We start from the raw sequence: 19,224 nt of genomic DNA on the forward strand, positions 1-19,224 counted from the left end.
CCGGAGCGTTTTCCGCCCCGCTACTGCTCTACACCCGCGAAGGGATTCCCTTCGCCAGGAAGAACGATACGGATCAGCGCGCCGCCCCGGTCGGAAGTGTCGATGCTGATGGTGCCGCCGTGCTTGGTCACCACCTGCTTCACGATCGCCAATCCCAGCCCGGAGCCGGGCATGGAGCGCGAGGCCGTGGTGCGGTAGAAGCGCTCGAACACCAGATCGCGCTCATTGGGAGGAATGCCCGGCCCGGCATCGTCCACCGCCAATTCGAGCAGTCCGCGCCCGTTCTCCCGCATGGAGACCCGCACCGAACCGCCCGCCGGACTCCATTTGGCGGCATTGTCGAGCACATTGAGGATGGCGCGTTCCAGTCCCGCCTCATGTCCGTAGACGAACCACGGCCGCAGCGAGGCCTCGAATTCGATGCCGGTGCGGCGGCGGCGCGCGCGTTCGAGCGCCCGCTCCACCACATCGCCGATATCGACCTGTTCGTAGACCGTCTCGGGGGCGTCCTCGCGCGCCAGATCCACCAGATCGCCGACCAGTGTGGACAATTCCTCGATCTGCGCCATGACATCGGAGCGCAGTCCGGCCATATCCTCATCCGGAATGCGCGGTGCGCCCGGACGCGATGAGGCGATGAGCAATTCCATATTGGTGCGCAGGGAGGTCAGCGGCGTCTTGAGCTCATGACCGGCGTCGGCCACCAATCTGCGCTGCCGCTCCCGGGATTCGGTGAGGGCGCGCAGCATGGTGTTGAAACTCTCGGTGAGCCGGGCGAGTTCATCATCGCCGGTCACCGGAATGGGGGTCAGGTCATCGGTGCGGGCCACCCGTTCGGTGGCCGCGGTCAAGCGCGCGATGGGCCGTAAACCGGTGCGCCCCACCGCGGTTCCGGCCGCCGCCGCCAGCATGACGCCGCAGCCGCCGACCACGAACAGCAGCCAGGCCAGCCGGTCGAGTACCTCGCGGGTGGGTTGCAGGCGCTGTGAAACCACCAGTGTGGAACCCGAATGCGTGCGCCGGGCCAGCACCCGCTGATTGTCGACGGTGCGCAGCGAGAAGCCGATCTCGCCGCGCGCCACCGCCAATTCCTGTTTGCCCACGGGCGGATTGGTGGTCTGCGGCGGCACATACGGGGACAGGTCCGGGAAGATCAGCGCGACGCCGACGTCATTGGAATACAGCCCCGCCAGCACGATGGACTGGAAACCCAGCGAATCGAAGTTGTTGTCGATCATCAGCGAGGCGCGCGCCTTCAATTGCGCGTCCACATCCGCGTACAGCGAGCGCGCCACCATCGCATAGGCGGCAATGGAGGTGAAGGCCACCGCGACCGCCACCACCGAGGCGGCCAGCAGCGTCACCCGCCAGCGCAGCGATACCGAGCGCGTCAGCGGCATCGGCGGGCGCATATCGGGTTCCGGCGATTTGGCGAGCCCGGCGACCACCGGTCGCCGGGGGACAGTTCTACCCACGAGCCCGGCCCCTACGGGGGAGTCTCGCGCAGGACATAGCCCACGCCGCGCACGGTGTGGATGAGTCGCGGCTCACCCTCGGCCTCGGTCTTGCGGCGCAGATAGCCGATGTACACCTCGAGCGCGTTACCGGAGGTGGGAAAGTCGTAGCCCCATACCTCTTCGAGAATGCGGCTGCGGGTGAGCACCCGGCGCGGATTGGCCATCAGCATTTCCAGCAGTGAGAACTCGGTGCGGGTCAGGCTGATCGGGCGTTCGGCGCGCAGTACCTCGCGGGTGACCGGATCCAGTGACAGATCGGCGAAGGTCATGGTCTCGGAGACCTCGCCCTGATCGACCGTGGTGCGGCGCAGCAGGGCGCGCAGTCGCGCCAGCAACTCCTCGAGCGCGAACGGCTTGGGCAGGTAGTCGTCGGCCCCGGCATCGAGTCCGGCCACGCGCTCGGAGACCGAATCCCGTGCCGTGAGCACCAGAATCGGCAGATCGTCACCGGTGCTGCGGAGCCGCCGGCACACCTCGAGCCCGTCCATCCGGGGCATCATCACGTCGAGTACCAGGGCATCGGGCCGCTGACCGGTGGTCTTCTCGAGAGCATCGAGACCGTCGACGGCGAGGTCGACGGTGTAGCCGTTGAAGGTCAGCGAGCGACGCAGCGATTCCCGGACCGCGCGGTCGTCGTCGACTACCAGAATGCGCATGGACACCAGTCTGCCCACAGCGACTGAGAGGCGACTGAGAAGGGCGGCTTCGACACGCCGGACGGGATCGCCTGGTGACCAGCGCGTTTTACTTACGCCCCGGTAAGTGAATTCGAAATACGTTGCGCGCGATCCTATTCGGAGTCGTGTACGGCGAGTTCCTCGAATTGCCGTTACACAGCCCGCGCGGTATGTTGCAGGCCGGAAAAGAAGACCTCTAGTTGGTTCCGCGCGGGGTTAGTCCCCTACGCCGCACAACCGCATACGACCTGGGGGTCACTCGTGAAAGCGGAGGCGACGGAAGCGGGATGGAAGCGACACCCCGGTCCTGGCAATTGAGCCTGTCCAACTGGCCCGTCACACGCAAGGTCGGCATCGTTCTGGTGCTCCCGGTGTTGCTCGCCTCGACCTTCGCGGTCCTGCGCATCAACTCCGAGCTGCAAACGATCAACAACCTGAGCGCCGGTACGGAACAGGCCGCCGTAATGGGCCCATCAATCAAATTCGAGTCCGCCACAGAGGAACTCGCCGTACAGACGATCCTGGGCCTGGGGAACCCCGAGGCGAACGCCATCGTGGACAAAGCCACCGCCACGTTCGATCAGTCGGTGGCCGACCTCGAGACACTGCTGCGCTCCGCCAAAGTCGAGGCCAGCGTCGTCCAGGGCATGACCGACGCCATCAGCGCCGCCAAGAACATGCGCAACGGTCTGCACACCAGCTCTCCGCAGTCGATCGCGGATCAGTCCGGCGCGGTGTCCACCAAGGTGCAGGCCGCGCTGACCACCTCGCAGACGCTCTCGGATCTGCGTGTACAGCAACTCTTCCTGCAGCAGGGCACGGTCATGACCGCCGCCCGACTGCTCACCCAGGAACGCCTCATGCTGGCCACCCCGGGAATCGGCGCCAATGAGGCGATGAAGACGCAGCTGCTGACCGCCATGGGCGCCGAGATCACCATGATCGAGGTGTACAAGGGCCTGGTCCCCGAGGCCGCGCAGAACTACAGCGGACTCAAGGACGCCGCCGGCATGCGTATCGGCATCCTGTCCCAGGGCACACCGGATCCGATGGCGATCCCGGCCATGGCCGAGTCGATCAAGACCAGCCAGGAGCTGTACAGCCGCGAGGCCAACGGCATCGGCGCCATGCTGGACACCAAGCTGGGCGAGCTCACCACCGATGCCCGCAATACGGTGCTGCGCGATACCTCGGTCGTTATCGGCATGCTGCTGGCCGGTCTGGCGCTCGCACTCATCGTGGCCCGCTCACTGGTCGTTCCGGTCCGCCGCCTGCGGCGAGATGCGTTGCAGGTCGCGCACATCGACCTGCCGCAGGAGCTCGAGGTGGTGCGCGCCGGTGGCGTCACCCCCGAGATCACCCCGGTCGATGTGCACACCACCGAGGAGATCGGCCAGCTCGCCCGAGCCGTCGACGATATCCACACCCAGGCGCTGCACCTCGCCGCCGAACAGGCCCGGCTGCGATTGCAGATCGGCAATATGTTCGAGACCCTTTCCCGCCGTAGCCAATCCCTCGTCGAACAGCAGCTGACGCTGATCGAGGAGCTGGAGCGCGACGAGGACGACTCCGAGCGACTGCAATCGCTGTTCCGCCTCGACCACCTCGCTACCCGCATGCGCCGTAACGGCGACAACCTGCTGGTGCTGGCCGGAACCGCGCTGCGCCGAGGCCATCTCGCGCCGGTGCCGCTGTCCGACATGCTGTGGTCCTCGGTCTCGCAGGTCGAGGACTATCAGCGTGCCGAGATCGGCACCGTGCCCGACGGCATCGTCGCCGGTGAGCCCGCGGTCGATATCGAACACCTGCTGGCCGAGTTGATCGACAACGCGCTGCGCTACTCCCCGCCGTCCACTCCGGTGGCGGTCTCGGTGGCGCGCGCCGTGGACGGGGGCTACCTCATCGAGATCACCGACCGGGGCCTCGGCATGAATGCCGAAGACCTGCAGTCCATCAACGATCGCCTGGCCTCCGGTGGTGAGGTCAATGTCGAGACCGCGCGCCGCATGGGCCTGTTCGTCGTCGGCCGACTGGCCAAGCGGCACAACATCACCGTGAGCCTGCGCCGCACCTCGGCCATGGTGCAGCAGCCCGGCATCACCGCCAGCGTGCACCTGCCGGGGACGCTGGTCTCGCCCGCGCCCGAACGCGGCGGCGATACCGGCACCGGGCAGTACCCGGCCACCGCCGCCCTGCCCGTGGCTCCGGGCGCGATCGCCCCGGTCTCCTCGCTGCCGTCGTCCGCACCGCAGCCGGTGGTCACGCCGCCGCGTCTGATGCCGGTGCCCAATCCGCCGGAGGTCGTCACCACCGGGCGGTTCGGGGTCACCAGTTCCGGTCTGCCGCAGCGCAAGACACCGGGCATGGATACCGGCGAACAACCGGCCTACACCGGCGACGTGCCGTTCACCGACAATTTCGTGGACGCCTTCACCGACGGCGGGGCGCCGACCCAGGCCTACGAGGTGGTGGGGTCCAATACCCAGCCACCGGTGGACTTCTGGGGTGATACCGGCCGGCACGAGGTGCAGCGGCCACCGGAAGTACAGCGTCCCGAGCCGGCCGCTCCGCCCAATGGCGGTTACGGATACGGCTCGGACACTGGCGCGGACGGCACCGGCAGTTACTTCTCGAACGGTTTCAGCGCCTTCGGCACCGGTGCCGCCCATGAGGGTGGTCGCGATAACGGCCTGAGCGGCGATGACCATCGCGGCAATGGAAACGGCAACGGCAACAACGGCTTCGGCTCGGACAGCGGCAGCGTCGCCGCTCCCGCGTTGCCGCAGCGTGGGCAGGCTCCGCAGGCTCCGGCCGCGCAGGCTCCGGCCCCGCAACCCAGCGCACCGGCCCCCGCACAGCGCGACAGCGTCATGTCCGGGAGCCCGATCTACCAGCGCATGGTCTCCGAATGGCTGGTGGAACCCGCCGGCGGTGGCCAGGATTCGGCCGCGGAGTGGTCCTCGACCTCGGACGCGGGTTGGGCCGCGGCCGCGGAGGCGGCCAATCCGACCAGTAGTTCCCGCACTCAGGGTGGACTGCCCATCCGCCGGCCCGGCGCCCAGTTGGTGCCCGGTGCGGTGGCGCAGGAGGACGAGGCGGGCGCACGCAATCCGGACGAGATCCGCAACAGCCTCACCAGGCATCTCAGTGGCGTCCGTTCGGGACGCGCAGACTCGCAGTACACAGACGGAGGGCATATATGACCGACTCCCAGAGCACCACTACAGATGAGAACCTGAACTGGTTGGTCACCCGTTTCACCCGGGAGGTGCCGGGCGTCTCGCACGCCGTCCTGGTCTCCGCCGACGGCCTGCTGCAGGCGACCAGCCCGCACCTGCCGAGCGATCGGGGTGAGCAGCTCGCGGCCGTCACCGCGGGTCTGGCCAGCCTGTCCGCCGGCGCCGCACAGCTTTTCGACGGCGGCAAGGTGATGCAGTCCATCGTGGAGATGCAACGCGGCTATCTACTCGTCATGAGCGTCGGCAATGGTTCGCACCTGGCGGTGCTGGCCAATAAGCAGCACGACATCGGCCGGATCGGCTATGAGATGGCGCTGCTGGTCGACCGGGTCGGGTCGGTGGTGCAGGCCACTGCCCGTACTGCGTGATGAGTCGCCGATGACATCTTCGAACGGGGGCGTCGGCGGCACTCGTCCGACCAGTCGGGTCCGCCCCTACGCGCTGACCTCCGGCCGCACCGAACCGGCAGTGGATCTGCCGCTCGAGGCGGTCGTCGAAACACTTTCCTACACCGCCCATTTCGATTGGCCCGCCGGTGACATCCGCACCGAGATCCTGCGGATGGGCACCGCGCGGCTGTCGGTGGCCGAGATCGCGGCGCACCTGCAGCGGCCACTGGGCATGATCCGGGTCGTGATCGGCGATCTCGTCGTCGCCGGGACCCTGCGCGTGCATTCGACCCTGAGCGACCAGGCGACCTACGACGAGCGCCGCTCTTTGATGGAGAGGACCCTGCATGGACTCCGCGCCCTTTGACGGCGGGAGCTACAACGGGGGTGCGCCGCAGTACCCCAACGGCGGGCCCCAGTATCCGGGTCAGCAGTTCGCGAATCCGGCTGTAGCGCAGCAGTACCCGCCTCGCCCGGGCGAGGAGTTCCGCACCGTCGCCTCCACCAAGATCGTGGTGGCCGGCGGTTTCGGCGCGGGCAAGACCACCTTCGTCGGCGCGGTATCGGAGATCGTTCCGCTGCGCACCGAGGCGATGGTGACGGCCGTGTCGGACGGGGTCGACGACCTCGCCGCCACGCCCGGTAAGGAAACAACCACGGTCGCAATGGATTTCGGGCGCATCATCCTGCCCGGCAATTTGGTGCTGTACCTGTTCGGCACACCCGGTCAGCGCCGGTTCTGGTTCATGTGGGACGACCTCATCAAGGGCGCCATCGGCGCGGTGGTGCTGGTCGACACCCGCCGGATCGAGGACAGCTTCGCCGCCGTCGACTTCTTCGAGGCCAAGAAGCTGCCATTCCTCATCGCGGTCAACCGGTTTCCGGACGCGCCCCGCTTCCCCGTCGCCGAGCTCCGGGAGGCGCTCAGCGTGCGCGAGGGCGTGCCGATCGTCGATATCGACGCCCGTGATCCGGGCGAGGTGCGGCGCTCCTTGGCCGCGGTCACCGAGTACGCGATCGAACGGCTGATGACCGCACAACGCGAAACCGCCCGGCGCGGGTAAACATTCGCGCATACCGCGGGCGATTACGAAGGCAGGCAGGGGTTCTGGGTTGATCTACTTCTCGATGGGCTACTGGGTCATCGGTCTGGCACTGATCGTGTCGGTGGCCGGTGCCTCCTGCGGCCTGGCATGCATCCGCCAATCCACCAAATCGGTGACGGCGCGCTTCCGGCTGCTCTGGCTGTTCGTCGCGGCCAGCTCCATCGGCGGTGTCGGCGTGGCGCTTTCGGTATTCGTCTCCATGCTCGGCTTCGGTGTCAAAGGCACCGTGCTGCGCTACGACACCACCTTGACCACGCTCTTCTCCGCACTGTCCGGGCTCACGGTGTTCATCTCGCTGGTGATCACCGGTAAGACCCTGAACTGGATTCGCCTCGTCGCGGGCGCGCTGGTGATGGCGGGCGGTCTGGGCACCGTCCACCTGCTGCTGCTCGGCGCCATCCGGGTGCAGGGCAGCACCGAGCGCAGTCTGGTCTCCATCATCGCGGTGTACGTCATCGCGGCGGTGGCCTCGGCGCTCATGCTGTGGTTCAGCCTGTGGGCCAAGAGCGTTCCGGTGCTCATGGTCGGCTCGCTGGCCTACGCGGTCATGGTGACCGGTATGCACTACGCCGGGCTCACCGGCTTGCAGGTGCGCCTGAACAGCTCGGCCGCCATTCCGGAGGGCGATGAACTGTTCAACTTCTTCGTGCCGTTCTTCATCGTCGGCACGCTGTCGCTGACCATTCCGATCACCGCGATCCTGGTCGCACCCGATCGGCGTGAGGCCCGGCAGGCGCCCGCGACCGCGGAACCCGATACGGCGCACAGCTCTTCGCTGGCGGTGGCCTCGCGCAAGTCCGGGCGGGTCAAGGCCTCGGTGCGCTGACACCGGCACTTACCTCATAGAGCCGAAAGGGCCGGTGCCGCGGATTCCGCGGCACCGGCCCTTTCCGTTTCGCTCTGTCTCAGTTCACCATTCGACCGGCAGCGCGCGCACACCGTGCACCAGCGAATCGAGCTTGAACTCGATCTGCTCGGCCGGGACTCCCAGGCGCAGCCCCGGCAGGCGGCGGAACAGCGTCTGCAGCACCAGTCCCAGCTCCAGGCGGGCCAGCTGCAGACCGATGCACTGGTGGCGGCCGAAGCCGAAACCCAAGTGCAGGTAGGCGTTCGGGCGCTCCAGATTCAGCTCTTCCGGATTCTCGAAGGTCCCCGGATCCCAGTTCGCCGACGGGATGTCGAGGATGAGGCCCTCACCCGCGCGCACCGTCAGATCGCCGATCTCGATATCCTCCAGCGCGATTCGACGCTGACCGGTCTGCACGATGCTCATATAGCGGATCAGCTCGTCGACCGCGTTGCCGAGCACCTTGGGGTCCTCGGTATCGCGGATCAGCGCCAGCTGATCGGGGCGCTCCAGCAGCGCCATCACGCTGAGCGGAATCATATTGGCGGTGGTCTCATGCCCGGCCACCAGCATGCCGACCGCCTCCAGCGCGCCTTCCCAGGGCTGCAGCTCACCGGCGCGAATGAGTTCGGCCATATCCGAGAGCATGTCCTCGGCCGGGGCCTCGGCCTTGGCGTCGAGCAGCTTCATCAGATACTGCAGCAGGCCGATGGTGACCTCCTGATGCTCCTCGGCGGAGGTGTCGCCGCTGAAGCCCACCGCCGAACCGCGCTGAAAGAAGGCGTGATCCTCGTACGGGACGCCGAGCAGTTCACAGATGGCCAGCGACGGCACCGGCAGCGCCAGCGCCTGCACCAGATCCGCGGAGTTGCCGCCGTCGAACATGAGGTCGATGTGCTCGTCGATGTACTTCTGGATGACCGGCTTGAGCGCGTCCAGGCGTTTGATCATGAACGGCTTGGTCAGCATGCGGCGGTAACGCGCGTGCTCCTCGCCGTCGGTATTGAACATGGTGCGCGGGGCCATTGCCGCCAGCGCCTTCATACCCTCGTTGAGGTGCGGGAAGCCGGGCAGCGCACCGTCCACGCTGACGCGCGCGTCACCGAAGAGGGTGCGGGCCTCGGTGTAATCGGTGACCAGCCACGCCTCCTGGCCGTCCCAGATCTGCACCTTGGAGACCGGTGCGGCGGCGGCCAGATCGCGCACCGCCTGCGGCGGGGAGAACGGGCAACCCGACGAGCGTCGTACGGGATGAACGGGTAGGTCGGAAGTGCTGTCGGGAGCTGCTTCGAACATGGGTATACGTCATTCCTCGATCTGAATTGCTTGCGCGGGACAGAATTCGGCGGCCAGGCGCACCGCGCCGGCCTGCCCGGGGACTGGATTCTCGTCGAGCAGAATGACGAGACCGTCATCATCACGCTGATCGAAGACCTGGCCTGCGCGCATCACGCAATTGCCGGAGGCGATGCACTTGCTTTGCCGAACAACAACTCTCATCGAAACCCACCCCACCACAACAACTTTGATGCGTCCGCATGCTAACACGACGAGACGCGCGATGCTGACCGAGCGGCGGTGAGCAGCACACCACCGCGCGGACCAGGCATCGCGTACGGACGCGGCCCCAAATCACCCCTTCGGTACGGGCATCTCCCCCATCGGCTTGCTCGGATCGAGCAGGGCGAACAGCTCCCCCTGCGGTGCGGCCAGAATCGCCATCCGGCCGAACGGACCGTCCTGCGCGGGCAGCAGCACCGTCGCACCCAACTCCCGCGCGTGCTTCAGACCCTCGTCCAGGCCGTCGAACTGGAACCAGGCCAGCCAGTACGGCTGTTCCGGCGCCGCGCCATTGCGGGTGTCGTCATTGATACCGCCCACCGGATCGGTGCGATCCGGCGGCACCAGGGTGGCGTATCGCATGGTCGCATCGTCGAATTCGGTGAAGGTGAAGCCGAAGACGCTGGCATAGAACGTCTTTGCCGCGTCGAACGCCCCGGTGTGCAGATCGTTCCAGGCGAACGCGCCGTGTTCGTTGTGCACCGCCGCGCCATTGTGCGCCCGCGCCTCCCACACCGCGAACGGGGCGCCCGAGTCGTCGGCGGCCACGAACATGCGGCCGAACTCCATCACATCGAAGGGCGGCACCAGCATTCGGCCACCGGCGGCGGTGACCGCCTCGGCACTGGCATCGGCGTCCAGTACCGCGAAGTAGGTGGTCCAGACCGACGGCACACCCGCCTCGGGTTTGGGGCCGATTCCCGCGACGGGCTGCCCGTCGCGAAAGGCCATCAGATATCCCCCGGTGTCCTCCGCGCCGCCCTGAACGTCCCAGTCGAACAGCGCCGCGTAGAAGTCACCGGCCTTGGCCGGATCGTCGACCTGGCAGTCGACCCAACAGGGCGTGCCCGGGGGCCACGCCTCCTCGCGTACAGGCATCGGTCATCTCCGTTTCTGAAGTACTGCAAAGTAATCAATAGCGGTTGTAGTGACGCCTATCACACAGCCGCACCCAGTCAACCACTGCGCTCCGGAGAATTCCCGGAGTTCATCAGGTCGGACCGATCGACTTACGGAATGCCGCGCGGTCGGTGTGGGTGGCGAATTACAGTGACTGTCATGCGTTTCGGGTTGGATTACGCCGCAGGCCGCCCCGCCGCGAGCGCAATCCGGGCGGCCGGTTTCGACTTCGTGATTCGGTATCTCTCCGAGGGCGGGGCGGCGCTGCCGGGCAAGATACTCACGCCCGCCGAAGCGGACGATCTACGCGCACACAATATTTCGATCGTGTCGAATTGGGAGACCACCGCGGCCCGCATGCTCGACGGCTACGGCGCGGGCGTCACCGACGCGCGCGCGGGGCTGGCGCGAGTGCTGCGCTGCGGCGGGCGGCCGGATCGGCCCATCTACTTCTCCGCGGACTTCGACGCCACACCACAGCAGCAGACGGCCATCAACGCCTATCTCGACGGTGCGGCCTCGGTGCTCGGGCGCGCGAATGTCGGTATCTACGGCGGGTATTGGCCGGTGAGCCGAGCCCTGGATGCGGGGGTCGCGACCTGGGCGTGGCAGACCATCGCCTGGTCGGGTTCGAATCGCGAGGCGCGCGCACAGCTGTTTCAGACCGGCCGGCAGGTGGTGGTGGACGGCGTCGAATGCGATGTGAACGAAACCGACCACTTGGATTTCGGCCAATGGGATTTCGACTCGGAGGAACAGGACTTGACTCCCGAACAGGACGAAATACTCCGCGACATCCAGACCCAGCTGCGCGGCCCCGGCCTCGCGGGCTGGCCGCAACTCGGCGACGATCCGGCCGGTCACCATCGCACCCTGGTGGACGCGCTGGCCAGCGCCCTCACCAGGATCGACGAACTGCGCACGGAGGTCAGCGATCTGGAGGCCACCACCGCCGAGCTGAGCAGTGAGGTGGCGCGGCTGTCCGGGCACCACTGGCCCTTCCCGTTCTCGCTCATCGAGGGACCGGCGACCGCCCTCGCCGACGGTCTGGGGCGACTCGAACAGTTGCTGCCGGATCTGCCGCTTCCCGGATGGGGCGATTCGCCCAAAGATGGACAATCCACAGCCGCGCCAAGCCCTATTGCCACGGCGGACAACCGAATTGGTTGATTTGTCGGAATTTCTCCGGTGCGCAATGCCGGTGAACCGCCCCGAAAGTGGCGATGAGCGGGTTCTTCTGTAGTCAGAAGAACCCGCCCTCGGCCACGAGGATACCGCCGCCAGGGCACGGATTCACAACTTTGAGAAGACTTTTTGGAAGCACCCACAAAGTCCGGCGGCCGCTCCGGTGCGACACCGCACGCAGATCTATGGTGGCGCAGCCGCATTCCCACTATCGTCGGCGGAGTCCGCTCGTGTTCTACCGATGGAGGCTTCATGGCCGTCAACGTGGTACTCGACAAAGCTCTCGACAAGGCCTACGAAGACAAGTCCGTCAAGGAAATCCTGTCCGCGCCACCGTCCGCACTCGCCGGACTTGACCGAGAAGCACGACACTCAGCTCCTGGATGCCCTCGGCGTCAAGACCATTGCCGACCTGGGCAACAACAAGTACTTCCGGTCGCCGCCACCCTGGTGGAGCTCGCGGCCAAGGAAGGCTGACACCCCCCACGACGGTTGATGCCGGGCGCTCGTTCTAGCGCCCGGCATCATCGTTTTCGAGGTCAGAGTTTCGCGGGATCCACCAATCCGCGGTGCACCGCGCGCGACAACCGGCGCGGTATCCGATACTCCACGCCGCCGACCTTGATCGAAATCAGATCGGGCGCAGTGGCTTTCCACTGCGAACGCCGACCGCGGGTATTCGATCGCGACATTCGCCGTTTCGGAACCGCCATATCAATTCTCCTCTCGCACGCCGGAATTGCCGCGCACGCGTTTGCCATAGCGGCGTTCGAACTTCTCCACGCGACCCGCGGTATCGAGGACTCGCTGTGAACCCGTCCAGAACGGATGCGAATCCGAGGTCACATCGACCACCATGAGCGGATACGAATTACCGTCCGCCCATTCGATCGTGCGCTCCGACGTCGCGGTGGAACGGGTCAGAAAACGCTTTCCGGTACTCGCGTCCTCGAAGACCACCGGATGGTAGTCGGGGTGAATCCGGGGTTTCATCACATCACCTTTCCTGCTGCCGGGAACCGGCATCACCGGTCGCCGGGGTGGATTTGGTTGTGTCACAGGGGTCTTCGTGCTGATCACCGAAGGGGTCGCCCCACTCGGCCACCCGCTCCGGGGCGAACCGCACCTGCCGCAGTTCGTCCTCGTCGACCAGCGCCCAGTGCAGGGCATGGAGGATCTCCTGCGTATCCGCCTCGTGCACCAGAATCACCAGCGAACTGTGCCGATCCCCGAAATGCTCATGCCAGCGCAGCGATGCCATCAGCCGCCGCTCCGGGTCGACCCGCGTGGCCTCCTCGGAAGTCATTGCGGCCAGCCACTTTCCGGCCCCGCCCAGGCGCAAGCCACCGCCCGCCGACTCCAGCCACACCACCTCGTCCGGCTGGGTCGCCAGCCAGACGCGGCCGCGCACGCTCACCACACCGTCCAGCAGGACATCGATGGCCGAATGGAGGCGGTCCGGATGGAAGGGGCGATCGGTGTCGAACTCCACCAGTGCCACACCGCAATCCGGCTCGAGCGGCGGTTCGCCGCGCAGCAGGCAGGCGTGCGGATCGAAGCCCGCGCCGCGCCGGGCATCGGCGGGAATCCGGTCCAGCAGCCCGAAAAGCGCGTCGGCGCGCAGCATTTCGGAATGCGCGTGCGTGCCCAGGGAAGCGGGTTCGTCCAGCCAGACCAGGGGCGCGCGCGGCGCCAACCGCGCCAGCACGGCGCCGGTTCGCATCCGCATGTCCGCCTCCGCGCCGCCGTCGAAACCCAGTAGGGCATCGGCGAATTCGACCTGGCCGACCGCCAACTGGGCGACCGTGCGGTCGTCCTCGGCGGTCGCGTGGCCACGCTCGGCCAGGGTGTCGTCACCGGTCGCGTCGGCCAGCCAGTCCCGGGCATCGATACAGGTGAGCACCGCCTCGATGCGGACGCCGCGGCCCGCCGGGCCGTCCACCCGGCCCGGTACCCCGCTCACCACCACATCGCGAATGGCCTGGCAGACCGCCTCGGCCTCGAAGGCCGGATCCAAGGCCAGCACAATGCGCCGCACCGAATCCCGTTGCGCCAGCAGGCAGAGGTAGGGCAGCAGGTCCGCGCGCAGCGTGCAGGAGACGCAGCCGTGCGCGAGTTCGAGCACATTCACTTCCTCGCGCACCGGCCGGCCGGCCCGCAGCGGGGTGGTGTGCACGGTCCGGCGCACCACGCCCTCGCGCAGTTCGGCGAGGTCGTGCCGGACCACCACGGTGCCCGGTTCGGCGCCGAGCCGCTCGGCCGCGCGGAGTACGCCTTCGGCGGCGCGGCCGGGCAGACCGGCGATCACCAGCACGGGTGTTCGGTCATCCACCGGATCCCCTTTCGACAACGATTTTCATTTACTGGGTGCCCAGCGTACATTGGAATAAACCCGTTGTCGAAAACGATTGTCATCTGCAGAAAGGGTGGATATGTCGGCCATCTGCCAGGTCACCGGGCGCAAACCCGGCTTCGGCAAGTCCGTTTCACACTCACACACCCGGACCAACCGGCGCTGGAACCCCAATATCCAGCACAAGACCTACTACCTGCCCAGCGAGGACCGGCGCATCACGCTCACCGTCTCCACCAAGGGCATCAAGACCATCGACCGCGACGGCATCGAAGCGGTCGTCGCCCGGCTGCGGGCCCGCGGCCACAAGATCTGAGGAGTATCAGATGGCATCGAAATCGACCGAACTCCGGCCGATCGTCAAACTCGTCTCCACCGCCGGCACCGGGTACACCTACGTCACCCGCAAGAACCGGCGCAACAACCCGGACCGCATGACGCTGCGCAAGTACGACCCCGTCGTACGCCGGCACGTCGACTTCCGCGAGGGCCGGTGACGTGGCAAAGAAGTCGAAGATCGTCAAAAATCAAGAGCGCCAACGGATTGTCGCGCGCTACGCGGAACGCCGCGCGGAGCTGAAGGAACTCATCCGCAAACCCACCACCCCGGACGCCGAGCGGGCGGCCGCACAGGCCTCCCTGGCACGGCTGCCGCGCGATGCCAGTCCGGTACGATTGCGCAATCGGGACGCCGCGGATGGACGCCCACGTGGCCATCTCCGCAAGTTCGGCCTTTCGCGCATACGCGTACGCGAGATGGCTCACCGCGGAGAACTGCCCGGTGTACGCAAATCGAGCTGGTAACCACCCACAGATCTCGTGAGAAGGAACCGCTGACATGGCAGTGAAGCGAGCACCCTCCAAGAAGGCCCGCGCCGAGCAGGGCCGCAAACCCAAGAAGAATCCACTGATCGCCGCAGGCGTCGAGACCGTCGACTACAAGGACGTGAACCTGCTCCGCACGTTCATCTCCGACCGCGGCAAGATCCGCAGCCGCCGCGTCACCGGCCTCACCCCGCAGCAACAGCGCCAGGTCGCCATTGCGGTGAAGAACGCCCGCGAAATGGCACTGCTCCCCTTCACCAGCCGCTAACACAGCCCCCGAGCAGTGAAAACCACTGCGCCCCCGATGCTTTCGCATCGGGGGCGCAGTGCGTTCGGGAGTGGGCGTGCGAGTTGCCCCGGCCCTTACGGGATGGTCAGGACCTGACCGGCGTTGATGGCGTCCGGGTCGGGGATGCCGTTGGCGTCGGCGATCTGCTGGTAGCGGTTGCCGTCACCGTAGAAGCGCTCGGCGATCGCCCACAGGGTGTCACCGGGCTCGACGGTGTAGGTCTGGGCGGCCGGGGGCGGCGGCGGGGGCGCGTCCTCGACGGCCGCGGCCTGGGTGGCGACCTCTTCGACGGGGGCCGCGATCGGGTTGTCGGTATTGGTGCCGGTGGACCAGACGGCCCCGCCGTCACCGTAGATGACCACATTGCGGTCCGGCTGCACGACCAGGCGGTCGACGGACTTGCCATTGGTCTCGGTGGACCATTCGGCGCCATTATCGCTGTAGAGCACGAAGTTGCCGTCGGCCTGCAGCGCGGCCCGCTTCACGCCCTTGCCATTGGTGGCCGACGCCCACTCGACCTTGCCGCTGGGATCGGCCAGCACCAGGTTGCCATCATCTTGCAGAGTCAGGGAGTACGCGCCGCCCACGAGCGACTGTCCGAGACCAAGTTCTTCGCCAACCTTCAATGCGTCGCCCATGGTGGGTCCTTTCCGGAGGGGAGAGCTACAGATAATTCGATGGCGCGTAAGTGCATTCGCACATCTCCACCGAGGTTACTGCTCCTGCCCCGGTCCGGGTGCGGATTACGCGCCGAGTCCCCGGATAATTTGGCTCACTGTCGCTAGGAGTTCGCTATGCGTCCATATCCGCCCCGACCGGTCGGACCGTTAGGGTGGTCCGCATGTACGGGACCCGAGGCCACCGCCTCACCGCCACCGCCCTCGCCGCTCTGTTGAGCCTGGCCCTGGCGGCTTGCGGCGGCGATACCGAGAAGTCCGGCGGCACAACGACCACCGGCAGCACCATCACCAGCGCGGACCCGGCCCCGACCGAGGCGCCGCAGGGGCAACTCGGCCGCGATTTCACCGCCGATCCGGGCATTGTGAACCCGCATCCGCTGCCGTTCGACAGCTGGACCCGGCTGGCCGATGACAAGCTCGCCATCAACTTCACCACCGGTTCGCCCGAGTGCTACGGCGTGGACGCGACCGTCACCGAGACCACCGAATCCGTCACCGTCGCGCTGCGCTCGGGCACCCGCGCCGACGCGGTGGGCCGCATGTGCACCATGATCGCCGTCTTCGGCAGCATGCAGATCCAACTGAAGGCCCCGCTGGGCAATCGAGAAGTATTGAGCGCCAAGTAGTCCCCCGGAAGCCGAAGCCCCGCCCCGTCATCCCGGCGCGCTTTTGGCCGGGATCCACACCGGAATGCATTGAGTCACTATGGATTCCGGCCGAAAGCAGGTCGGAAGGACGAGGGCCGGTGCGCCGATCACCGCGGTGATCGGCGCACCGGCCCTGAAAGCCTTGCGGCAGTACGCCTTCTGCTCAGTGCGCGAAGTGCCGCGAACCGGTCAGGTAGAGGGTCACGCCCGCTTCCTTGCACAGTTCGATGGTGTCCTTGTCGCGAATGGACCCACCCGGCTGCACGATGGCGCGCACCCCCGCGGCGACCAGGATCTGCGGGCCGTCCGAGAACGGGAAGAACGCGTCGGACGCGGCCACCGAGCCCTGGGCGCGCTCACCGGCGCGATCCACCGCCAGCTTGCAGGAGTCGACCCGGTTCACCTGGCCCATACCCACGCCGACGGCGGCACCGTCGTGCGCCAGCAGGATCGCGTTGGACTTGACCGAACGGCAAGCCCGCCAAGCGAATTCGAGATCGGCGAGAGTCTGCTCATCGGCGGGCTCACCGGCCGCGAGGGTCCAGTTGGCCGCGCTGTCACCCTCGGCGTCGAGGATATCGCGGTCCTGCAGCAGCAGTCCGCCGCTGACCGGGCGCAGCTCCACACCCTTGCGCTGGGCCGGGGTGGCGACCAGCACCCGCACATTCTTCTTGCGCTGCAACACCTCCACCGCGCCATTGGCGTACCCGGGCGCGACGATGACCTCGGTGAAGATCTCCGCGACCTGCTCGGCCATCTCCACGCTCACCTCACGATTGGCCGCGATGACGCCGCCGTACGCGCTCACCGGATCGGTGGCGTGCGCCTTGCGATGCGCCTCGGCGATATCCGCGGCCACCGCGACACCGCACGGATTGGCGTGCTTGACGACCGCGACCGCGGGCAGGTCGAAGTCGTACGCGGCCCGCCAGGCGGCATCGGCGTCGGTGTAGTTGTTGTACGACATCTCCTTGCCGTGCAACTGCTTCGCCTGCGCCAGGCCCGACGCACCGGCCTCGCCGGTGTACAGCGCCGCGCTCTGATGCGGGTTCTCGCCGTAGCGCAGCACCGAATCACGGTTCCAGGTCGCCCCGACCCAGGCCGGGAAGCGCTGTGACGCATCGGATTCCACGCCGTCCGCGGCCTCGGCGGCCGGAACGGCGACCGAGGTCATCCAGCTGGCGACGGCCACATCGTAGGTGGCGGTGTGCTGGAAAGCCTTGGCGGCCAGCGCGGTTCGCTCGGCGAAGGTGAAACCGCCGCCCTGCACCGCCTTCAGCACGCTGTCGTACTCGGCGGTGTCCACCACCACCGCGACGGACGGATGGTTCTTGGCGGCGGCGCGCACCATGGAGGGGCCGCCGATATCGATCTGCTCGACCGAGTCGTCCACGCTCGCACCGCTGGCCACGGTCTGGGTGAACGGGTACAGATTCACCACGACCAGCTGGAACGCCTCGACGCCGAGTTCGACGAGCTGATCCAGATGCTCATCCTTGCGGGTGTCGGCCAGAATGCCGGCGTGCACGCGCGGGTGCAGGGTTTTGACGCGGCCGTCCAGGGTCTCCGGAAAACCGGTCAGGTCTTCCACTTTGGTGACCGGGATACCGGCATCGGCGATCTTGCCGGCGGTCGAACCGGTCGAAACCAGTTCCACGCCCGCGGCGTGCAGACCGGAGGCCAATTCGATCAGACCGGTCTTGTCGTAGACGCTCACCAGGGCCCGCTTGATCGGCTTACGCTCAGCTGCGCCAATGGATCGTTCGCTGCGCTCACTCACCGGAGAACCTCATTCGGGATAACTGCCTTTCGTCCATCGGAGACAATGCCTCGGACCGCGACGGCTGCGACGGTCTCCGCCAGCAGCCGGCGCTCCACAACCTTGATGCGCTCGTGCAGCGCCGCCTCGTCATCGCCGGGCAGCACCTCGACGGCTTCCTGCGCCAGGATCGGCCCGGTGTCCACCCCGGAATCCACCAGGTGCACGGTCGAACCCGTCACCCGCACGCCATAGGCCAGTGCGTCCCGCACCCCGTGCGCGCCCGGGAAGGCGGGCAGCAGCGCCGGATGGGTATTGATGATCCGGCCGCCGAACCGCTGCAGGAAGCGGGGACCGAGGATCTTCATGAAACCGGCCGAGACCACCAGATCCGGCGAGAACGCGTCGACGATCTCGGTCAGCGCCTGATCCCAGGCCGCGCGATCCTCGAAATCGCTCAGCTCGACCATGAACGACGACACATCGAAGGACTCGGCATGATCGAGGGCCGCGCATTCGCGATCCACGCCGACGGCCACGACCCGGGCCGGATAACCCGGCTCCCGAGTCGCTTCGAGCAGCGAACGCAGCAGCGAACCGGTGCCGGAGGCGAGCACGACGACCGTCGCGGGCGCGGACGGCGGTAGCAGCTGGGTGGGCGTGGAGCTCAGCGCACTACTCCCTGGGTATCGGGCGGAAAGGGAACGGCGGAATGCGATCCGCCGCCCTAGAGCCTAACGACCGTCCACTTCAGGGTTGTCCGGCAGGTCTCCCTCTACCACTTCGGCGTCAACTATGTCGGAGTTCTCCGCTGATTCCGCATGCGGTTCGTGGTCCAGGGCCTCGGGTTCGTCGAGGAGTTCACCGTCGACCTCGACCACATGACCCGGATCGTCATCGTCGTAGTCATAGTCGTCGTCCTCGTAGTGGTCGTCTTCGTAGTGGTCGTCCTCGGCGTACTCGTCGTAGTAGTAGTCCTCGAACTCGGGCTCGTATTCGCTGTCGTCGTAGTCGTATTCGACCGCACCCGCCACCGCGGCGGGGGCGAACCAGCGCGCGCCGAGCATGCCGACATAACCGGTGGCGGCGAACCAGACGAAGGCCAGGGCCGCCGCGATCAAGGCGTCGGGGCCGATCCAGCCGAAGGTCCCGAGCTCACCACCGGCCACCGCGCCGAGCAGGGCGATCAGCACGGCGGCGGCCACGGCGGCGGTGAGCGTCGCCCAGGGCGCGGTGGGCCGGTCGGCGGTG

Annotated in this window: 22 protein-coding genes and 2 pseudogenes; 12 read left to right on the top strand and 12 right to left on the bottom strand. The window is 67.0% G+C overall.

The annotated features are described in order from the left end of the window. Window positions 1-20 precede the first annotated feature (20 nt). Both NA10_RS26640 and NA10_RS26645 read right to left on the bottom strand, forming a co-directional pair. Window positions 21-1,412 (bottom strand): sensor histidine kinase, encoded by a 1,392-nt coding sequence (locus NA10_RS26640; RefSeq protein WP_084515277.1) that lies wholly within the window; start codon window positions 1,410-1,412, stop codon window positions 21-23. A 74-nt stretch (window positions 1,413-1,486) separates the two neighbouring features. Beyond that, a complete protein-coding gene (locus tag NA10_RS26645) occupies window positions 1,487-2,173 on the bottom strand; it encodes a response regulator transcription factor (RefSeq protein WP_067572767.1) in 687 nt (228 codons plus the stop codon). A 308-nt stretch (window positions 2,174-2,481) separates the two neighbouring features. On the opposite strand from NA10_RS26645, the gene NA10_RS26650 reads away from it, so the two are divergent. Genes NA10_RS26650 through NA10_RS26670 form a run of 5 tightly spaced genes read left to right on the top strand, consistent with a single transcriptional unit; the run spans window position 2,482 to window position 7,754 of the window. After that, window positions 2,482-5,397, top strand: a complete 2,916-nt coding sequence (locus NA10_RS26650; protein WP_067572713.1) for a HAMP domain-containing sensor histidine kinase — start codon at window positions 2,482-2,484, stop codon at window positions 5,395-5,397. Then, entirely contained in the window at window positions 5,394-5,801 is a 408-nt protein-coding gene (locus NA10_RS26655) for a roadblock/LC7 domain-containing protein (protein WP_067572715.1), read from the top strand. The genes NA10_RS26650 and NA10_RS26655 overlap by 4 nt, the downstream gene beginning before the upstream one ends. 10 nt (window positions 5,802-5,811) lie before the next feature. Further along, the gene (locus NA10_RS26660) at window positions 5,812-6,189 is read left to right on the top strand and encodes a DUF742 domain-containing protein (protein WP_067572717.1); all 378 of its coding nucleotides are present in this window, start codon (window positions 5,812-5,814) and stop codon (window positions 6,187-6,189) included. Continuing rightward, complete coding sequence (locus NA10_RS26665) at window positions 6,170-6,886, top strand: GTP-binding protein (protein ID WP_084515273.1); 717 nt, start codon at window positions 6,170-6,172, stop codon at window positions 6,884-6,886. The genes NA10_RS26660 and NA10_RS26665 overlap by 20 nt, the downstream gene beginning before the upstream one ends. A 49-nt stretch (window positions 6,887-6,935) precedes the next feature. Beyond that, window positions 6,936-7,754: an MHYT domain-containing protein gene (locus tag NA10_RS26670; RefSeq protein WP_067572719.1), complete on the top strand. Its 819-nt coding sequence runs from the start codon at window positions 6,936-6,938 to the stop codon at window positions 7,752-7,754. Window positions 7,755-7,838: 84 nt separating this feature from the next. Here NA10_RS26670 and NA10_RS26675 read toward each other — a convergent pair whose 3' ends face one another. From NA10_RS26675 to NA10_RS26685, 3 genes are all read right to left on the bottom strand, one after another. Beyond that, entirely contained in the window at window positions 7,839-9,071 is a 1,233-nt protein-coding gene (locus NA10_RS26675) for a cytochrome P450 (protein WP_067572721.1), read from the bottom strand. Between the two features lie 9 nt (window positions 9,072-9,080). Beyond that, window positions 9,081-9,275: a ferredoxin gene (locus tag NA10_RS26680; RefSeq protein WP_067572723.1), complete on the bottom strand. Its 195-nt coding sequence runs from the start codon at window positions 9,273-9,275 to the stop codon at window positions 9,081-9,083. A gap of 132 nt (window positions 9,276-9,407) precedes the next feature. Then, entirely contained in the window at window positions 9,408-10,214 is an 807-nt protein-coding gene (locus tag NA10_RS26685; RefSeq protein WP_067572725.1) for a VOC family protein, read from the bottom strand. Window positions 10,215-10,394: 180 nt separating this feature from the next. Between NA10_RS26685 and NA10_RS26690 the strand changes: the two genes are divergently transcribed. Further along, window positions 10,395-11,405: a DUF1906 domain-containing protein gene (locus tag NA10_RS26690; RefSeq protein WP_067572727.1), complete on the top strand. Its 1,011-nt coding sequence runs from the start codon at window positions 10,395-10,397 to the stop codon at window positions 11,403-11,405. Window positions 11,406-11,672: 267 nt separating this feature from the next. Beyond that, window positions 11,673-11,897, top strand: a pseudogene (locus NA10_RS36015) (hypothetical protein). A 62-nt stretch (window positions 11,898-11,959) separates the two neighbouring features. Here NA10_RS36015 and rpmF read toward each other — a convergent pair. From rpmF to mrf, 3 genes are read right to left on the bottom strand one after another with little or no spacing between them, the layout of a single operon-like run. Beyond that, window positions 11,960-12,133: a 50S ribosomal protein L32 gene (gene rpmF, locus NA10_RS26695; protein WP_067572729.1), complete on the bottom strand. Its 174-nt coding sequence runs from the start codon at window positions 12,131-12,133 to the stop codon at window positions 11,960-11,962. 1 nt (window position 12,134) lies between these two features. Beyond that, window positions 12,135-12,413, bottom strand: a complete 279-nt coding sequence (locus tag NA10_RS26700) for a type B 50S ribosomal protein L31 (RefSeq protein ID WP_067572771.1) — start codon at window positions 12,411-12,413, stop codon at window positions 12,135-12,137. Window positions 12,414-12,417: 4 nt separating this feature from the next. Continuing rightward, window positions 12,418-13,752, bottom strand: a complete 1,335-nt coding sequence (mrf, locus tag NA10_RS26705; protein WP_067572731.1) for a ribosome hibernation factor-recruiting GTPase MRF — start codon at window positions 13,750-13,752, stop codon at window positions 12,418-12,420. A 100-nt stretch (window positions 13,753-13,852) separates the two neighbouring features. Between mrf and rpmB the strand changes: the two genes are divergently transcribed. Genes rpmB through rpsR form a run of 4 tightly spaced genes read left to right on the top strand, consistent with a single transcriptional unit; the run spans window position 13,853 to window position 14,866 of the window. After that, window positions 13,853-14,089 (top strand): 50S ribosomal protein L28, encoded by a 237-nt coding sequence (gene rpmB / locus NA10_RS26710; RefSeq protein WP_067572733.1) that lies wholly within the window; start codon window positions 13,853-13,855, stop codon window positions 14,087-14,089. A 10-nt stretch (window positions 14,090-14,099) separates the two neighbouring features. Continuing rightward, entirely contained in the window at window positions 14,100-14,270 is a 171-nt protein-coding gene (rpmG, locus tag NA10_RS26715) for a 50S ribosomal protein L33 (protein ID WP_067572735.1), read from the top strand. A 1-nt stretch (window position 14,271) separates the two neighbouring features. Continuing rightward, window positions 14,272-14,577: a 30S ribosomal protein S14 gene (rpsN, locus tag NA10_RS26720; RefSeq protein ID WP_067572737.1), complete on the top strand. Its 306-nt coding sequence runs from the start codon at window positions 14,272-14,274 to the stop codon at window positions 14,575-14,577. 34 nt (window positions 14,578-14,611) lie between these two features. Beyond that, entirely contained in the window at window positions 14,612-14,866 is a 255-nt protein-coding gene (gene rpsR, locus NA10_RS26725) for a 30S ribosomal protein S18 (RefSeq protein ID WP_067572739.1), read from the top strand. Window positions 14,867-14,961: 95 nt separating this feature from the next. On the opposite strand, the gene NA10_RS26730 is transcribed toward rpsR, so the two are convergent. Then, window positions 14,962-15,525: a LysM peptidoglycan-binding domain-containing protein gene (locus NA10_RS26730; RefSeq protein ID WP_067572741.1), complete on the bottom strand. Its 564-nt coding sequence runs from the start codon at window positions 15,523-15,525 to the stop codon at window positions 14,962-14,964. A 203-nt stretch (window positions 15,526-15,728) separates the two neighbouring features. Here NA10_RS26730 and NA10_RS26735 point away from each other — a divergent pair, with 203 nt between their 5' ends. After that, window positions 15,729-16,193: a hypothetical protein gene (locus tag NA10_RS26735; protein ID WP_067572743.1), complete on the top strand. Its 465-nt coding sequence runs from the start codon at window positions 15,729-15,731 to the stop codon at window positions 16,191-16,193. A gap of 184 nt (window positions 16,194-16,377) precedes the next feature. Here the strand turns inward: NA10_RS26735 and purH are convergent, their stop codons facing one another. The 3 genes and pseudogenes from purH to NA10_RS37710 all read right to left on the bottom strand — a co-directional run. Then, on the bottom strand, window positions 16,378-17,994 hold the full coding sequence (gene purH, locus NA10_RS26740; RefSeq protein ID WP_245677918.1) for a bifunctional phosphoribosylaminoimidazolecarboxamide formyltransferase/IMP cyclohydrolase: 1,617 nt from the start codon (window positions 17,992-17,994) through the stop codon (window positions 16,378-16,380). After that, entirely contained in the window at window positions 17,991-18,644 is a 654-nt protein-coding gene (gene purN / locus NA10_RS26745) for a phosphoribosylglycinamide formyltransferase (protein WP_084515275.1), read from the bottom strand. The genes purH and purN overlap by 4 nt, the downstream gene beginning before the upstream one ends. Before the next feature lie 63 nt (window positions 18,645-18,707). Beyond that, a pseudogene (locus NA10_RS37710) lies at window positions 18,708-19,224 on the bottom strand (DUF6350 family protein); the annotation flags it as partial.

The sequence above is a fragment of the Nocardia acidivorans NBRC 108247 genome, assembly GCF_001625085.1.
In the GTDB taxonomy this organism is placed as follows: domain Bacteria; phylum Actinomycetota; class Actinomycetes; order Mycobacteriales; family Mycobacteriaceae; genus Nocardia; species Nocardia acidivorans.